This window comes from Parabacteroides distasonis ATCC 8503 (assembly GCF_000012845.1).
Lineage (GTDB): Bacteria > Bacteroidota > Bacteroidia > Bacteroidales > Tannerellaceae > Parabacteroides > Parabacteroides distasonis.
The window spans coordinates 2,422,985-2,440,133 of the sequence record NC_009615.1 but is presented as its reverse complement, the minus strand read 5'-3'; the positions used below and the strand labels follow the sequence as shown (position 1 = coordinate 2,440,133).

The following is a 17,149-nucleotide window of genomic DNA, read 5'->3' as shown; positions in this document are numbered from 1 at the left end:
ATTATGAAAGTGAATCATATAAAACAATTATTCGTAGCCCTCTCCCTGCTGTTATCGGCGGGAACGGCTACTGCCGCCCAGTGGAAATTGGCGAAGACGAACCTGAACGCCGCTGGCAGTAAGGATACGCTCACGCTGGAGGTATCCGGCAATTCCTTTAGTTTTTCCTCCTTCCAGGTGGATTTCACCTTGTCCGAGGGTATCTTGCTAGATGGAACCCCGATCCTCGGCGAGTTGGCAAATGATCATGCTCTTACGTGGAGTAAGCAAAGTGACGGCAGCTTCCGTTGCGTGGTATACAGTGCAGGAAACAAGGATATGAAAGCCCCGGAAGGCCCTGTGCTCCGTATCCCGGTAGTGCTGGCGGCCTCTTTTGAGGGAGGAAAGTTCACGGCGAAAAACGGACTCTTGTCTAACAAGGCCTCCAATGGGCAGTCGGTGAAGGACTTGAGTGGAGCGACCCTTACAGCGTATAAGGAAAGAGCCCATCTGGTGGTGAACGTATCGGGCCAAGAGCAAGTGGTCAACCCGGCTATAGCCGCAGGATTGAGCTATACGACCATCCCGGAGGATAAGACGCTTACGGTCGCTTATTTTAAGGATGATTCTTGTAAAATAGCGGCTACCGACAATGACCGCAAGGAAGAGGGTATCCTGTATGTCAAGCTATCCTATGCGGGTGACACTGACTACGCTGAGTTCGAGGAGGTCTATGTCATGAGTCTGACGAGCAAGATCGCTATTGACGCAAGTAAAATCACGAAGCCGCAAACGACAGGTATCAAGGAGGGGCAATTGCTTTCAACTTCTTTACTGTCCGGTGGTAGCGTAAAGGATGAAGATGGATATACGATTGCCGGTACCTTCGTTTGGACGAACGGGAATGCGGTGATGCCGGCCGGGAAGCAAAGCTGTTCCGTCACTTTCTATCCGGATAACTCCTCTTATTACAATACAGCGGAGGTGTCTGTGGAGGTTGAGGTAACCCCTACGTATCTAGTCACCGCTACAGGGACAACAGGAGGTACCGTAAACGTATTGGGCAAGACCGAGGATGACGTGTACGTGAAGGGTCAAGAGATCTCCTTGGTAGCCCTGTCTCTGCCCAATTATAAGTTCGAGAGTTGGTCGGTAACGGGCGCGAGCGAGACCTTGCCGGCGAATGATTCCATCTTTGTTAAGGCGGATAATAATAAGACCTATACGGCGAACTTCTCCCCGATCATGCGTGCGGTAACGATCAATCATGTAGGCAACGGCAGTCTCTCGGTTACGGCCGAAGGTGCGAAGGTTGCGTCTGGAGCTTTCTTGCGACAAGGTACGATCTTGCAAATCGTGGCTACACCGGACGTGAACTCCCAGTTGGAATCATTGACTATAAACAAGAAGCCTCTAGAGGGTAACAAGGTGACGCTTACAGCGGATTTGGAGGTCAATGCCGCATTCAAGCCAAAAGAGGGGGCACTTGTCTCCATCGATAAAGATGTGGCGAACGGCTCTATCTTATTATATAAGGAAGACGGCAGTTTGATCGCTTACGGTTCTTCCGTTCCTGTTGGTACGAAGCTACGTGCGGTTGCGCTTCCGGATGCCGGGTATAGCTTGGATGGCAGTGTCACCTTATCGGGCGTGACCGGCCCTACGAACGACCTGTGGACCGTGACAGGCGATGTTACGGCAAAAGCTGCTTTCGGTGCGAAGAAATACATGGTGAAGGCCTCTGCCGTAAGCAGCAACCCGACTCAGACCGCTTCCGGTACGATCACGTTGGAGCCATCCGGAGAACAACCTTATGGTACGGAGGTTCGTATAGCGAGTGCCGAGGGACAGAACGGAGCGAGACTGCTTACCATCTTGGCGAACGGTAAGGAAATATCTCAAAATGATGTCTTGACCGTAACCGGCGACCTGACGGTGACAGCTGTATTCGATCCTCGGGTAAATATCGAGAAGACATACATCCTTTGGCCGTATCAAGAATACTACTACAGTGGCGTATCCCGCAACTTCGTGCCTTTCGCTTCGCAGACTTACGCTGGTTTCTCTTTTGAGGTCTTATATAAGAACACTAAGGGTGAGAAGACTGCTAAGGCAATCGATGCGGACAATTATACGGTCTTGTTGCATCGCGAAGAGGATGGTTTGTATAATGAGTTCAAAGGGGAGTATAAGGATGGCTTAGTGATCCATAAGTCCAAGGTCTCGGTAACGGAAGCGCCTACGAACGGAGGTAATCCGAAGACTCGCCCGGCAGAGGTGGACATCACAAGCACAACTACCAATGGCGTGACAAAATACGTGATTGAGCCTAACAGCGATGCGGCTAAAAAGAATTACGAAGGCACGGTTTACTATCATTCTACGAAAGATCCGGTAAACTTATCCTTTGGTGAGTCTATCCTACGTGCGGGAGGGGAACCGGTATCACCGATGGGCTACGTACGTGTCACTAATGGCGGTATGCCATACGACGCAACGGATGGTAAGGTTTCTATCCCCGCCGGTATAACGGTGACGCTGGAAGCTGTGCCTGCGGAAGGCGCTAAGTTCTCTCATTGGTCTGATATTGAGTCTAACCCTGTTGACGCAAAGAAGAACCCTCGGGAATATGTGGTAGCGGAAGGCTCTACGGGGGTTACTCCTGAATTTGTCGGCAAGGATAAACTAGAGTTCAAGTTAGCTCAAACCTCCTCCGTATATAACGGTGCGGCTCAACTCGTATCCGTGACAGGTACGGGCAACGAGGCTTGCCAGATCACGTTCTTCTTTGACGAGGCCTGTACGCAACCGGCTGTCTTGAAGAATGTCGATAAGTATTATGTACGTGTTTATCGTTCAGCTGATGCGAAGTATAAAGAATATACTGAAGTATTCCCCTATGCGATAGAACAAGCCGAACCTGCGATTACGAAGTGGCCGGATGCTTCCGATATCTTGCTCGGTCATACACTGGCCGAATCAATTCTACAAGGTGGAAATCCCGGTATCGTAGCCGGAACATTCGCTTGGAGCAAGCCGGAAACAGCGCCTACGGCCACCGGTCAGCAAGAGGTTACCTTTACGCCGACCGATCCGAATTACAAGCCGGTTAGTAGCAAGATAGAGGTGAAGGTTGTTTCCGCTACTTTCTTGGATCCGGTTACTCCTCCTGTAGACCCCGTAGATCCGGAGAATCCAGACAAGCCGGACCAACCGGATACGCCAACCGGCATCGAGTCCATCGAGGAAGGCATGAGCCTGTATACAGCCAATCAATCTATCTTCGTGAATATGCCTCAGCAGGTAGCCTTGAAGGTAGTCGATGTGTCCGGCATCGTTCTTTACGAAGGTTCGATTCTTGGCAAGGCTGAGATCCCGGTAGGGCATGCCGGAGTCTACTTCGTCCGCTGCGAGGCCTTCGGCGATTCGTTTGTACGGAAAGTCGTGGTTCGCTGATTCTGCCACTGCCCATCGTAAGGTGCTTATGATGGGCATTGTAAACACCTTATACTGCCCATCGTAACAACCTTACGATGGGTAGTGTTATTTCGTAAGGTATACGATCGTTTGGCTTACGGTTTATAATAAATAATAAGTAAAAAACTTCGGATTATATTTGCTGGTCTCGAAAAAGGCCGTATCTTTGCAACGTTGAAACAAAAACAATAAAGACAAGAACAATGACACGCAACTTGCAAAATAGTCTCATTATTTCTCTAAACATTATTCTACTCTGGGAACGGGATAGGAAGTGAGACTGTATGCTTTGCGAGCATTACGATATATGAAAGAGCCTTTCTCACTTCCTTGTGAGAGAGGCTTTTTTAGTTAGTATAGGATATTAGTAAATTAAGAATATAAGATTATGTCAGACAGATTATTTATTTTCGACACCACCTTACGTGATGGTGAACAGGTTCCGGGATGCCAGTTGAATACAGTGGAAAAGATTCAAGTAGCTAAGGCGTTGGAACAGCTAGGTGTTGATGTGATCGAGGCTGGTTTCCCTGTCTCCAGTCCCGGGGATTTTAAGAGTGTGGTTGAGATCTCAAAGGCCGTGACTTGGCCGACCATCTGTGCCTTGACCCGTGCGGTGGAGAAAGATATCGACGTGGCAGCCGAGGCGTTGAGATTCGCTAAGCGAGGACGTATTCATACGGGTATCGGTACTTCTGATTCTCATATCAAATACAAGTTTAACTCCACGAGAGAGGAGATTATAGAGCGTGCGATCGCCGCCACGAAATACGCTAAAAAGTATGTGGAGGACGTAGAATTCTACTGTGAGGATGCCGGGCGTACGGATAATGAATATCTGGCCCGTGTCGTGGAGGCCGTGATCAAGGCCGGGGCTACCGTAGTGAATATCCCGGATACGACAGGATATTGTTTGCCGGATGAGTACGGGGCGAAGATTAAGTATCTGATGGAACATGTGGATGGCGTACATAATGCGATCTTGTCCACTCATTGCCATAATGACTTGGGTATGGCTACCGCAAATACCGTACAAGGCGTGTTGAACGGAGCCCGTCAGGTGGAGGTAACCATAAACGGCATCGGTGAGCGTGCGGGTAACACGTCATTGGAAGAAGTCGCCATGGTTTTCAAGAGCCATAAAGAACGTGATATCATCACCAATATCACGACGAATAAGATCTATAGTACGAGCCGTATGGTTTCTAGCTTGATGAATATGCCGGTACAACCGAATAAGGCTATTGTCGGACGTAATGCGTTCGCTCACTCCTCCGGTATCCATCAAGATGGCGTTTTGAAGAATGCGCAAACCTACGAGATCATCGATCCGAAGGATGTGGGTATTGATGATAATGCGATCGTATTGACTGCTCGTAGCGGTCGTGCGGCGTTGAAGCATCGCCTGCATGTTTTAGGTGTGGATCTGGAGCAGGAGAAATTGGACAAGGTGTACGATGAGTTCTTGAAACTGGCCGATCGTAAGAAAGATATTAATGATGATGATGTTTTGATGTTGGTCGGAAAGGATCGTACGGCCACCCACCGTATTAAATTGGAATATTTACAGGTAACTAGTGGTGTTGGAGTACAATCAGTCGCAAGTATTTGTTTAAATTTGTCGGGAGTAAGAAGATATGAGGCCGCGGCTGGTAACGGTCCGGTTGACGCGGGTATCAAGGCGGTGAAAAAAGCCATTAGTAATAGTGACATGACGATTCAGGAATTCTTGATCCAAGCCATTAATAAAGGTAGCGATGATACGGGCAAGGTGCATATGCAGGTAGAGTATAACGGGGCTACCTATTATGGGTTTTCTGCGAATACCGATATTATCGCTGCTTCCGTGGAGGCTTTCGTGGACGCCATCAATAAGTTTATAGTAGACTAAAAATAGACAAGACAATGAGCAAGACATTATTTGAGAAAATCTGGGACAAACACGTGGTGGACACGTTGCCCGACGGAACCATACAATTGTATATCGACCGTCTGTATTGTCATGAGGTGACTAGCCCGCAGGCTTTCGCCGGATTACGTGCACGTGGATTGAAGCCCTTCCGTCCCGCGCAAATCACTTGTATGCCGGACCACAATATCCCGACATTGAACCAAGATAAGCCTATCGAGGACCCTATATCCAAGAATCAAGTGGATACCTTGGAAGAGAACGCGAAGTATTTCGGCTTGACGTATTACGGTCTTCAACATCCGAAGAATGGTATCATCCATGTGGTAGGTCCGGAGACAGGCTTGACGCAGCCGGGTATGACGATCGTTTGTGGCGACTCCCATACTTCTACGCACGGTGCCATGGGTGCTATCGCCTTCGGTATCGGTACGAGCGAGGTGGAGATGACCTTGGCTACCCAATGTATCATGCAGCGTAAGCCGAAAACGATGCGTATCACGATCGATGGTGTACGCAAACCGGGCGTTACGGCGAAGGACTTTGCCTTATACATTATTAGTAAGATGAGTACCAGCGGTGCTACGGGCTATTTCGTGGAGTACGCCGGCGAGGCGATCCGTAATACGACCATGGAGGAACGTCTGACGATCTGCAATCTTTCGATCGAGATGGGTGCCCGTGGTGGTATGATCGCTCCGGACGATGTTACTTTCGATTATTTGAAAGACCGTGAGTTCGCCCCAAGAGGCGAGGAATGGGAGCGGAAGGTGAGCGAGTGGCGTCAGTTATATAGTGATCCGGACGCTAAGTTCGATAAGGAGATCGTTTTCCACGCCGAGGATATCGACCCGATGGTTACGTACGGTACGAACCCGGGCATGGGTATGAGTATCAGCAAAGATATCCCCTCCTTAGAAAGCGTGCCCGAGGCAGGCCGTATCTCTTATAAGAAGTCTTTGGATTATATGGGCTTCAAGGCAGGCGAGTCTATGTTGGGTAAGAAAGTGGATTATGTCTTTTTAGGTAGCTGTACGAATGGCCGTATCGAGGATTTCCGTGCTTTCGCCTCTTTGGTGAAAGGAAAGAAGAAAGCGGATGATGTAACGGTTTGGCTGGTTCCCGGCAGTTGGCAGGTAGAGCGGGAGATTCGTGCCGAGGGGATCGACAAGGTTTTGGCCGAGGCCGGCTTCGTCCTTCGTCAACCGGGATGTTCCGCTTGTCTGGCGATGAATGAGGATAAGGTTCCGGCGGGTAAATATGCGGTCTCCACTTCCAACCGTAATTTCGAGGGCCGCCAAGGACCGGGTGCGCGCACCATCTTAGCGGGGCCGCTTGTGGCCGCCGCCGCCGCTGTGACAGGTAAGATCACGGACCCGAGAGAACTGATGTAAAGACTAATCTAATAAAGTAGCATAAGATGAAAACAAAATTCAATATAATCACAAGCACTTGCGTACCTCTTCCTTTAGAGAACGTGGATACCGACCAGATTATCCCAGCCCGCTTTCTGAAAGCGACTACCAAAGAAGGGTTCGGCGAGAACTTATTCCGGGATTGGCGATATGATAAGGAAGGTAATAAGATCGAATCATTCGTCTTGAACGATCCTACGTATAGCGGAAAGATATTGGTAGCGGGAAAGAACTTCGGTTCCGGTTCCAGCCGTGAGCATGCGGCTTGGGCGATCGCCGATTACGGTTTCCGTGTCGTGGTCTCCAGTTTCTTCGCCGATATCCATAAAAACAACGAGTTGAACAACTTCGTGCTGCCGGTTGTTGTGACTGAAGAGTTCCTCGCTGAATTGTTCGATTCGATTTACAAGGACCCGAAAACTGAGGTCGAGGTAAATCTACCGGAGCAAACGATCACGAACAAGGCTACGGGCAAAAGCGAGCATTTCGAGATCAACGCCTATAAAAAGGATTGCCTGATCAACGGATTGGACGATATCGACTATTTACTGGCAAATAAATCAAAGATAGAAGCCTTCGAGGCAGCACGCTGATTATGATAGAAATAATGGATACAACCCTCAGAGATGGGGAGCAAACTTCGGGCGTCTCCTTCGCCGCTCACGAGAAGCTTAGCATAGCGCAAGTGCTGCTGAACGACTTAGGCGTGAACCGGGTGGAGATCGCCTCCGCCCGTGTGTCGGACGGAGAGTTTGAGGCCGTGAAGCGTGTAGCCGCTTGGGCCGCCCGTTCCGGAAACCTAGACAAATTGGAGGTCTTGGGTTTCGTGGATGGTACGGTCTCTCTCGACTGGATTGAATCCGCAGGTTGCCGTGTCGTGAACTTGCTTTGCAAGGGCTCTTATAAGCATGTCACCGAACAGCTTCGAAAGACTCCCGAGCAACACGTTGACGATATTCGTACGGTCGTATTGGAAGCGGCGAAACGGAAGATCGACGTGAATATCTATTTGGAGGACTGGTCGAACGGTATCAAGCATTCCCCGGATTACGTATTCTTGGTAATCGATGCGTTGAAAGGACTTCCGATCTGCCGTTTCATGCTCCCGGATACCTTGGGAGTCTTGAATCCCGGAAATACCTACGAGTATTGCAAGATGATGGTGGACCGTTACCCTGATTTACGGTTTGACTTCCATGCGCATAACGACTATGATCTTGCCGTAGCGAATGTATATTCCGCCATCCGTGCGGGTATCAAGGGAATCCATACGACCGTGAACGGTTTGGGAGAGCGTGCGGGTAATGCTCCATTGAGCAGCGTCCTTGCCGTCATCAAGGATCAGTTGGGAGAGGAGACGAACTTGAGGGAGGAAAAGATAAACAAGGCCAGTCGTTTGGTCGAGACCTATTCGGGGGTGCATATCCCGCCCAATAAGCCGATTATCGGAGAGCATGTGTTTACGCAATGCGCCGGTGTCCATGCGGACGGTGATAGCAAGAACAACCTGTATTGCAACGACCTGCTTCCTGAGCGTTTCGGACGGGTTCGCGAGTACGCCTTGGGCAAGACCTCCGGAAAAGCGAATATCCGCAAGAATCTGGAAGCGCTCGGTATCGACATGGATGAGGGCTCGATGCGTAAGGTTACGGAACGGATCATTGAGTTAGGGGATAAGAAAGAAATGGTTACCCCGGAGGATCTTCCTTATATTATCAGCGATGTGCTTCATCATGATAATGCGCTGGAGGATCAGAAAATACGGATCTTGAACTATTCCTTATCCTTGGCCCAAGGGCTGAAACCGGTGGCTACCTTGAAGATCGAGATCAATGGCGAGGCTTACGAGGAATCGGCTTCCGGTGATGGCCAATACGACGCTTTCGTTCGTGCCCTACGCCGGATTTATTCCCGTTTGAACCGCCCGTTCCCGATGTTGACGAACTATTCGGTATCCATCCCGCCGGGAGGACGTACGGATGCGTTCGTGCAGACGGTCATCAGCTGGAATTATGCCGGGGTCGATTTCAAGACTCGTGGTCTGGACGCTGATCAGACTGAGGCGGCGATCAAGGCGACATTGAAGATGCTGAACAAGATAGAGGATTAATAATTAAAAAGGTAAAGGGTATGAAAAAGTTGACTATCGCGCTTGTAGCGCACGACAATCGTAAGGCGGAAATGGTAGAATGGGCGGTACATAACGCTGAGTTCTTGTCTCACCACCATATTGTTTGTACGGGTACGACCGGAAATTTGGTTCGTAAAGCTCTCGAGGAAAAAGGGGTGAACGCGGATATTGCTTGCATGCATTCCGGTCCGATGGGAGGCGATGCTGAGATTGCCGCTATGGTTGTCCGTAAGGAGATCGATTTGGCGGTCTTTTTGATAGACGACTTGAATCCGCAACCGCACGAGGCCGACATCCAGATGTTGCTTCGCCAGTGCCGTGTTCATAACGTACCTATCGCTTGTAACCGTTATAGCGCCGACTTGATGATTACAAGTACCCTGTGGGATGATGACACGTATTTCCCCACGGAGCCTAAGTATGTACATTTTAACAGAGAATAATAACAAACATTTACGATGAAACTGAATATAGCAGTACTTCCCGGAGACGGGATCGGACCAGAGATTTCCGTGCAAGGCGTGGAAGTAATGAGTGCCGTTTGTGAGAAATTCGGACATGAGGTTCACTATGAGTATGCCCTTTGTGGCGCTGACGCGATCGATAAGGTAGGCGATCCTTTCCCGGAGGAGACCTATCGGATTTGTAAGGATGCCGACGCTGTTCTTTTCTCGGCCGTGGGCGATCCTAAGTTTGATAATGATCCGACAGCGAAAGTACGTCCGGAGCAAGGTCTTTTGGCGATGCGTAAGAAGTTGGGCCTGTTCGCTAATATCCGTCCGGTGCAGACCTTCAAATGCCTATTGCATAAATCGCCGTTGCGTGCCGAATTGGTGGATGGCGCGGATTTCTTATGTATCCGTGAGTTGACCGGTGGTATGTATTTCGGTGAGAAATATCAAGACAACGATAAGGCATACGATACGAATATGTATACCCGCCCGGAAATCGAGCGTATCTTGAAAGTGGGCTTCGAGTATGCGATGAAACGGAATAAGCACCTGACGGTTGTTGACAAGGCGAACGTACTTGCCTCTTCCCGTCTATGGCGCCAGATCGCTCAAGAGATGGCTCCTAGCTATCCGGAAGTAACGACAGACTATATGTATGTGGACAACGCCGCTATGCGTATGATCCAAGAGCCGAAATTCTTCGACGTGATGGTAACCGAGAATACGTTTGGTGATATCTTGACGGATGAGGGTTCTTGCATCAGCGGCTCTATGGGCTTGCTGCCTTCCGCTTCTACCGGAGAGAGCACGCCGGTTTTCGAGCCGATTCATGGCTCTTGGCCGCAGGCGAAAGGGCTGAATATTGCGAACCCCTTGGCGCAAATTCTTTCAGTAGCGATGTTATTCGAGTATTTCGACCTCAAAGAAGAGGGAGCCTTGATCCGTGAAGCCGTAGACGCTTCCCTCGATGCGAATGTCCGTACGCCGGAAATCCAAGTGGAAGGTGGAGCGAAATATGGAACGAAAGAAGTGGGTAGTTGGGTTGTCAATTATATCACGGAAAAGTAGTATAAATGGGCCGATTTCGCACCAGTAGTGGCGCAGGCTCACACGTATAGTGGCATCGGCTCACGCGAGTAGTGGCGTAGGCCAATACCACTACTCGCGTGAGCCGATGCTACTATACGTATAAAAACAACCTTAACGAGCCATCTTCATCAACTCGTCGATAGTCGTTTTATCATATCCCATATCCTCAGCTTTCTTGAAGTCTAAGGCGGCCGATGCCTTCTCATATTGGGCGAGTTTTACTTTGCCTCGCAATACATATAAAGCGGCTGTCGGGGTACTTTCCACGAAAACACGATTGATATCGGCCATAGCCCGGGCGTTCTTGCCCATCATGAAGTATAGATCGGCACGGCCCTCGTATAATATCCATTCACGGGGCATCTCGCTGATCAAGTAATTAAAGATGCGTTCGCTCTCATCGTAATTCCCCCGTAGCTTTTCGAGAATTGCGTGTCCCAGACGTCCTTTCACGGATTTCTCGTTTACTTCCAGTATCTTATCGAAATCCTGCTCGGCCAAAAGATAGTTCTTATGTTGCAAATGAAGCATTGCCCTGCAATATAACGCCTCTTGATGATGGGGGTTCAAGATTAACAGGGCATTGTAATCGTTCGTCGCTTTTTCGATCTCACCCATTTCCGTATATAAGCCGGCACGATTTTCTAGTATGGCCTCATTATTCGGATGGCGGCTTAGGGCGGCGGTATAGGAGAGAAGGGCATCTTCCAGTTTCCCTTGTCTGCGCTGTATCGTCCCGAGATTCATAAGCAAGGCGTAGTTGTTGGGGTTTCCCGGTTCGAGGTGCATGGCGGCTCGTAGGCTCTCTTCGGCGGAGACTAAGTCGTTCTTGTCCAAGAAGTCAAAACTTTTCTCGACAAACTTCTCGTATGTCTGAGCGTGGCCATAGCCTATTGAAAGGAAAAGGGCGGCGAGTATCGCAAGGATTTTCATGCTGTCGTATTTAACGTGTTATTTGATTGATGCAAAGCTACGTAATTATTTCATGGTTTTACCAGATTAAAAAAACTTTATACCTTTGCTACATTTCATAATATTTTTGGAAGATCAGATTGTTATATAATTAATAGATTAACTAAAATAGAAGAGATATGGTATTATTAGCAGCTGTAGAAGCTAGTTCTAAATTAGAGGAAGCTATCAGATCCTTGGTTGAGCATGGCTCCCAATTGGGTTTTACGATTATTAAAGCCCTTATTGTCTTTTTGGTGGGACGATTGGTTATAAACTTACTAAATAAACTGGTTCGGAAGATATTGAGCAAACGGGATATCGATCCTTCTGTCAAGACTTTTGTGGGTAGTTTGGTGAATGTCAGTTTAACCATTTTATTGATTATTTCAGTCGTAGGGGCGTTAGGCGTTCAAACTACGTCGTTTGCCGCCTTGTTGGCTTCCGCCGGTGTCGCTGTCGGTATGGCATTGAGCGGTAACCTGTCAAACTTTGCCGGTGGATTGATCATCCTTCTTTTCAAGCCTTATAAGGTGGGTGATTATATTGAGGCGCAGGGTGTTGGCGGTACCGTGAAAGAGGTCCAGATGTTCCATACCGTATTAGGTACGGTTGATAATAAGGTCATTTATATACCGAACGGCTCTTTGAGCAGTGGCGTTGTGACTAATTTCAGTAACCAGACGACTCGCCGTGTAGACTGGACCTTTGGCGTGGAATACGGCAGCGATTATGAGAAAGTAAAGCAAGTGATAGAGTCTGTATTAGCGAAGGATTCCCGCATCTTGTCCGAGCCGGCCGCTCCGTTTATCGCCTTGACAGCCTTGGCGGACAGCAGCGTAAACGTGGTGGTACGTGTTTGGGTAAATAGTTCAGACTATTGGGGCGTGTATTTCGATATTAACAAGAATATCTACGCGACCTTCAATGAGGTAGGTATCGGTTTCCCATTCCCGCAACTAACCGTACACCAAGCGAAGGATTGAAGTTCGTGATAATCTATGACTTGTCCTTAAAAGGAATCTTTTTGTTCAAAAATCTTTGAGTTTCGTTAGATGTGCGGTTATTTTATAGATGGTTGAACAAAAAGATTTATCTTTGTGAATCGCAAATTAGAGATTAGACACAGAGTGTATACGATATTACGGAACTTTATTTTATTACTTTAGTATTTTTATTTGATTATATTTAAGTAGAATGATTTAAGGCTCATCCTTATATAGATTAAGGGTGGGCCTCGTTTTTTATAGTAGTGTGTAGAGATTCCACACTCTCGTGGGGAAATTTTCCACATTCCACGGTTTGTTCCACACTTTGGCAACCGAATGATTGATTCTTCGCTTTTGGTTAATTGTCGGATTTACAACTTGTTATTCTCTTGTCGTTTTTTAGGGTGAGTTTTGGCACGGAGATTGCACCCTATACTGCGAATTTATGATGTAAGAGAAAAAAGGTTTAGGTATTTAGGTTTTTAAGGTATGAAAAAGATTGTTTACGGGGCTATTGTCGCTTTATGTGGCTTATTTATTGCCCCTGATGTAGAAGCGCAAGCCGGGATGGCCGGTAGCGCTAAGGAAACAGTGGCACAGGATAAATTTTATCCGATCGAGGTAACTGATATGCCCCAAGTATTGCGTGATGCGGTAAATACTTCCTATGAGGGATGTATGGTGAAATCAGTTGAGGTGTCAAACAATAGCACGTTTGTGAAGTATAAGGTAGTATTACTTTCCAGAAATGGTAAGATATATAAGGTTTATTTCGATGACAGAGGTCATGTCGTAAAAGAACATGCTTATTTCGAGTAAGCCTGTGAAGATATTTATTGAGTAGATTAGATTTCCAGCCGTTTTGCCTGTGAAGGTGGAGCGGTTTTTCTCCAAAATATATAGTTTCATGATATTACTATATAAATACACTGTTTACATTTTTAGTAGTATAGTCGTCCTGTTCGTGAGAATAGGACGATTTTTGTTATAAGACGCTAAATCGATTGTTAATCTCATACGCCCTCAAAACCTTTTCTAAACAACCCCTGTTTAGACTGTGATTAATAAATAAAATCTATTTGATTATGGACAAAAAATGTACTCTTATTGCTGCGGCCCTGATGGTTGCGGGCGTATTCTCGGCTAATGCTCAGTCGAGTACGACCGTTCCGGAGGCTCAGTGGAAAGCCGGTAACTATTATTATTTAAAGACAGGTTCTTCCGTTTTGTCTTTAAGTGGTGAGAAAGCCGACTCAGTAATTGTTAAAACTTTGGCGTCAGACGCTACCAAAGCCGCTATTGATTCTGCCTTGTGGCAAATCACGAATGCGGGTACGACTCCTGCTGGTCCTGTGTATCAATTCAAGAACAAGAAGACACAGGCCGTTTTGTCGTTTGCGGCTTCATCTACGGCAAAGCCTGTTATCACATCGGGCGTGAATCAGTGGACATTCTCTGACGCTGCCGGTGGTAGCGCTATTCAGGCTTATTACGGAAACAATCAAATCTTGGCGTTGGATGTAGCTGGGACAGACTTGAGCTTAGGTTCTTCTGCTTCTTCTACGAAATTTACCGTAGAGGCTCCTAGCGACGCTATGTATTTGAGCGCAAGTGAGCTAGGGGATGGTTTCCAAGTCTTTCAATTGACGTTTGGAGGAAATTATCAAGGAAATATCTTCGAGGGTAAGAACTTGATAGCGAAGAATACGGCGGCTCCCGCTACAGGCGCTATTGCGAACGCTAAATATGTGACCTTGCAAATCCAAGGTGACCAAGTATTTAGTGATGGTAAAGCAAAATACTTAGGTGTCGATACATTGAAGAATGTGATCGCCGGTGCTACCGGTGTATATGGGGCTAAGTTTACGGCTGACTCCACCTATGACGCTAGTGGCTTGCATACACTGGGTAACGCTGATTTCCAGAAATTCTATTTCACGATCAACTTGAAGAACGATGCTTTGGCTATGTATGCCGCTGCCGCTCCGACCGTGAACGCAAGTCCGATGAGCTCCGTTCCGAACGTACGTGTCGTATATGCCAGCGTGATCGAGACGAAAGCCTTGACCGTATCTGACTTGCAGTCGGGTTCTACTCAACCTGCTCAAGGAGCCGCTCCTGTTATTACCGTAACGAAGGGAACTCCTTCTACGATCGCTACAGGTACAGGCGTATACTTCTTGAAGAGTGCGAGCAAGGGCGATAAGGGCGGACAATACGCTGTCGCTTACGATAAGAGTGCCGCTTCCGATAAGTTGGTAACCGCGGCAGGTTTCAAACCTTCTATTTATCAACCGAAGGGACAATGGTATATCAAGGAAAACAACGGAATGTATTCGGTTGTAGACCGTAATACGAATACGACTATTATTTCTAACGAGGAGATCTTCGCCGTTCAAGGTATGGCCAATACCTATACATTTGGGGGTAGCACCGATTCTATTACGGTGGAATATCAAGCGAATGTGGATTTAAAGGATAAGTTCTTGGGTACTCGTCACTTCTCTGCGGAGGAACTCGCTGATAATGGTTATGTATTGAACTTAATCTCCGGTACTCCGGGTGTAGACGATCTGTATGCGTTTACTTCTGATTCCGTATTGATGATTAAATCCGGTGACGCAGCGAACGCAGCCGCTCTTCGTATCGTGGTTAGCCAAGATTCCGTACAGAATGTAACGGATGGTTTAGGTGCCCGTGCTTTAGGTGATACCTTGTATCATGCGACTTATATGTTGAAAGAACGTTTCAGCAATGATTTGGTTGCCAGCGAGAATGGCGGACCGTTGAAATTATCTGATTATACCGCTCCGTTGGAATTCGTATTCAATACGGCTACGACCGGTGGCAAATACCAGATGGCTACAAGGGTAGGTGCGACCACTCAATATGTCTTTATGAACGTGAATACGGCGAACCTGATCCTTTCCGATAAGGTTAACTACTTCGACTTTGTCGCTGTAGAGGCTCCAGAGTACGCTTCTATCGACAATTCTCACAAGCGTTTCGGTACGAATGGTAAGTTCTTGACGATGAATCCGCTGAATTTCTTCGCCGAAGTGAAGAACGAAGGCCAAGATATCTTGAAGTCAACTTATGAGACTGACAACTTCTCTTTGTGGGTTCAAGAAGCCGATACCGTGATCGCTGGTAAACCGTTGTATTTCATCACGACATCGATCTATACGCCGGAGACAACTACCAAAGCTGTTTCTCCTCGCTACTATATGGTATCCTTGCGGGATTCTAACGAGACATTCGTTAGCAATGGCGCTACTTACTACCGTGTAGGCTTCAGCGATAAAGCGAATATCGTTCCGTCTTTGGATAACAACGCTTTGTTCGCCTTCAAGACAACTCAGGATGGTGGTTACTTATTGGAGAACCAGAAAGAGCTGAATCGCACCGTGGCCGCAGGCGAGTTGAAGACTCCTTATGTAGGTGTGGTAAACAATGTTGTGGTAATGTCTAATGTTGGCGTTCCATTCACGATCGAGAATGCTCCGACCCCGGTTTCCAACGAACAATTGGAAGAGGTTGCCAGCTTCACGGTAATCGCTGGCGAGGCTAGCGTTACGGTCTTGAACGCGGCAGGCAAGACGGTTACATTGTCTAACATCTTAGGTCAGACCACCGCTTCCGCTATCGCTTCTTCAGATAACTTCGTGATGCCGGCATCGAAAGGTATCGTGGTAGTTTCCGTTGATGGCGAGACCGCCCAGAAGGTCGTCGTTAAATGATGAATAACTGATAGTGGATATCAGTCTGTATACTAACGCCGGGATTCCTACTGTATGGTAGGGGTCCCGGTGCTTTGTTTATAGGTAGGCCATTTGTATGGAGGGATTCTACTCCTCCAGTTTATTCTTTAGATAAGCGATCTTCTTCTCTGATTTCTCTTTCAAGGTGTTCATGCTCTTGATATCGCTTAATACGGTGGCGAGGTTGAAGGTGTTGACGATCGCTTTCTTGTCGGCGTCCGCCATATATATAATGTAAGGCTTGCCTCCTGTGTATTCCACCTTGATCCGCTCTTTCTCGTTATCGTAGATGAACTTGACGGCATCGACGCAGTGCTCCCCCTTGTAGGTCACTACCTCCGTGGTGCTTCCCATATCCTTGAAGCGGTAATTCAGTCCGCCGTCGTACGGGATGGAAGCGGTCTCGGCGAATTGGCCGTCTTTCAGGCTCAGCTTGATTCCCGTATGCTCGATGGGGCGTCCGCCGTAATATACGCTGGCCAGATACATCTCGCCCTCCTCGTTCACGCCGCAACGTACGTAACAACGTTGCACGTTGCGCTCGATCGTCTGCTGTTTCCAGATATAATTGCCGATTTCCTCGTAAACGGAATCCTTCTCGAAAGCGAAGCCTTTCTTCAATCCCTCTACTTCCTCCAGCTTGATCGGGAGTAAGCTGTCGCAGAAAGCGATGTTTCGCTCCGCCTCCTTTACTTCTACTTGGCGCATAAGCGTTAATCCCTGCTTCAGTACCTTTACTTCCTTGGGATAGAGCGCCCGGATACTGTCTATCTCGTTCTTCGCCCCGAAAAACTCGTTATTCTCGTACATGGCCCGGGCCTTGTCCAAACGGGCCTGAGCCGCTTTCTCGTCTCCGTTACAGCCCGTTAAAATGGCAGCAATGAGCGTTATACAGATCGCTAACTTTTTCATATCTTTCTCGTTCAATGTATTTGATACCGCAAAAGTACATGAAATTTGATTATCTTTGCGCTCTTTATTGGATTTGGAATACAT

The 17,149-nt window shown here is 47.8% G+C and carries 12 protein-coding genes; 10 read left to right on the top strand and 2 right to left on the bottom strand.

Annotated features, from left to right (window positions below):
* The first annotated feature begins 3 nt into the window (after nucleotides 1-3).
* The 7 genes from BDI_RS10325 (at nucleotide 4) to leuB (ending at nucleotide 10,431) form a co-directional block, all read left to right on the top strand.
* Nucleotides 4-3,435 carry an InlB B-repeat-containing protein gene (locus BDI_RS10325; protein WP_009275745.1) on the top strand — a complete coding sequence of 1,144 codons (3,432 nt, stop codon included), beginning with the start codon at nucleotides 4-6 and terminating at the stop codon, nucleotides 3,433-3,435.
* A 409-nt stretch (nucleotides 3,436-3,844) separates the two neighbouring features.
* Nucleotides 3,845-5,347, top strand: coding sequence for a 2-isopropylmalate synthase (locus BDI_RS10320; protein ID WP_011966677.1), 1,503 nt, complete (start codon nucleotides 3,845-3,847; stop codon nucleotides 5,345-5,347).
* Between the two features lie 14 nt (nucleotides 5,348-5,361).
* A complete protein-coding gene (leuC, locus tag BDI_RS10315; RefSeq protein ID WP_005864399.1) occupies nucleotides 5,362-6,759 on the top strand; it encodes a 3-isopropylmalate dehydratase large subunit in 1,398 nt (465 codons plus the stop codon).
* A gap of 26 nt (nucleotides 6,760-6,785) precedes the next feature.
* Nucleotides 6,786-7,373: a 3-isopropylmalate dehydratase small subunit gene (leuD, locus tag BDI_RS10310; protein WP_005854475.1), complete on the top strand. Its 588-nt coding sequence runs from the start codon at nucleotides 6,786-6,788 to the stop codon at nucleotides 7,371-7,373.
* A 2-nt stretch (nucleotides 7,374-7,375) separates the two neighbouring features.
* A complete protein-coding gene (locus tag BDI_RS10305; RefSeq protein WP_009018114.1) occupies nucleotides 7,376-8,890 on the top strand; it encodes an alpha-isopropylmalate synthase regulatory domain-containing protein in 1,515 nt (504 codons plus the stop codon).
* Between the two features lie 20 nt (nucleotides 8,891-8,910).
* A complete protein-coding gene (locus tag BDI_RS10300) occupies nucleotides 8,911-9,354 on the top strand; it encodes a methylglyoxal synthase (protein ID WP_005854477.1) in 444 nt (147 codons plus the stop codon).
* 15 nt (nucleotides 9,355-9,369) lie between these two features.
* Nucleotides 9,370-10,431 carry a 3-isopropylmalate dehydrogenase gene (gene leuB / locus BDI_RS10295; protein ID WP_005854478.1) on the top strand — a complete coding sequence of 354 codons (1,062 nt, stop codon included), beginning with the start codon at nucleotides 9,370-9,372 and terminating at the stop codon, nucleotides 10,429-10,431.
* A 132-nt stretch (nucleotides 10,432-10,563) separates the two neighbouring features.
* Here leuB and BDI_RS10290 read toward each other — a convergent pair whose 3' ends face one another.
* Nucleotides 10,564-11,385 carry a tetratricopeptide repeat protein gene (locus BDI_RS10290; protein ID WP_011966676.1) on the bottom strand — a complete coding sequence of 274 codons (822 nt, stop codon included), beginning with the start codon at nucleotides 11,383-11,385 and terminating at the stop codon, nucleotides 10,564-10,566.
* 158 nt (nucleotides 11,386-11,543) lie between these two features.
* Between BDI_RS10290 and BDI_RS10285 the strand changes: the two genes are divergently transcribed.
* From BDI_RS10285 to BDI_RS10275, 3 genes are all read left to right on the top strand, one after another.
* Nucleotides 11,544-12,389 (top strand): mechanosensitive ion channel family protein, encoded by an 846-nt coding sequence (locus tag BDI_RS10285; RefSeq protein WP_005854480.1) that lies wholly within the window; start codon nucleotides 11,544-11,546, stop codon nucleotides 12,387-12,389.
* Between the two features lie 492 nt (nucleotides 12,390-12,881).
* Complete coding sequence (locus tag BDI_RS10280) at nucleotides 12,882-13,211, top strand: hypothetical protein (protein WP_009018116.1); 330 nt, start codon at nucleotides 12,882-12,884, stop codon at nucleotides 13,209-13,211.
* 266 nt (nucleotides 13,212-13,477) lie between these two features.
* Complete coding sequence (locus BDI_RS10275; protein ID WP_011966675.1) at nucleotides 13,478-16,132, top strand: DUF6383 domain-containing protein; 2,655 nt, start codon at nucleotides 13,478-13,480, stop codon at nucleotides 16,130-16,132.
* Between the two features lie 108 nt (nucleotides 16,133-16,240).
* Here BDI_RS10275 and BDI_RS10270 read toward each other — a convergent pair whose 3' ends face one another.
* Entirely contained in the window at nucleotides 16,241-17,065 is an 825-nt protein-coding gene (locus BDI_RS10270; RefSeq protein ID WP_011966674.1) for a hypothetical protein, read from the bottom strand.
* Between the last annotated feature and the right edge of the window lie 84 nt (nucleotides 17,066-17,149).

Excerpts from the sequence above, each read along its gene's own strand:
- BDI_RS10325 (WP_009275745.1), top strand. The coding sequence starts at position 4 with ATGAAAGTGAATCATATAAAACAATTATTCGTAGCCCTCTCCCTGCTG.
- BDI_RS10320 (WP_011966677.1), top strand. The coding sequence starts at position 3,845 with ATGTCAGACAGATTATTTATTTTCGACACCACCTTACGTGATGGTGAA.
- leuC (WP_005864399.1), top strand. The coding sequence starts at position 5,362 with ATGAGCAAGACATTATTTGAGAAAATCTGGGACAAACACGTGGTGGAC.
- leuD (WP_005854475.1), top strand. The coding sequence starts at position 6,786 with ATGAAAACAAAATTCAATATAATCACAAGCACTTGCGTACCTCTTCCT.
- BDI_RS10305 (WP_009018114.1), top strand. The coding sequence starts at position 7,376 with ATGATAGAAATAATGGATACAACCCTCAGAGATGGGGAGCAAACTTCG.
- BDI_RS10300 (WP_005854477.1), top strand. The coding sequence starts at position 8,911 with ATGAAAAAGTTGACTATCGCGCTTGTAGCGCACGACAATCGTAAGGCG.
- leuB (WP_005854478.1), top strand. The coding sequence starts at position 9,370 with ATGAAACTGAATATAGCAGTACTTCCCGGAGACGGGATCGGACCAGAG.
- BDI_RS10290 (WP_011966676.1), bottom strand. The coding sequence starts at position 11,385 with ATGAAAATCCTTGCGATACTCGCCGCCCTTTTCCTTTCAATAGGCTAT.
- BDI_RS10285 (WP_005854480.1), top strand. The coding sequence starts at position 11,544 with ATGGTATTATTAGCAGCTGTAGAAGCTAGTTCTAAATTAGAGGAAGCT.
- BDI_RS10280 (WP_009018116.1), top strand. The coding sequence starts at position 12,882 with ATGAAAAAGATTGTTTACGGGGCTATTGTCGCTTTATGTGGCTTATTT.
- BDI_RS10275 (WP_011966675.1), top strand. The coding sequence starts at position 13,478 with ATGGACAAAAAATGTACTCTTATTGCTGCGGCCCTGATGGTTGCGGGC.
- BDI_RS10270 (WP_011966674.1), bottom strand. The coding sequence starts at position 17,065 with ATGAAAAAGTTAGCGATCTGTATAACGCTCATTGCTGCCATTTTAACG.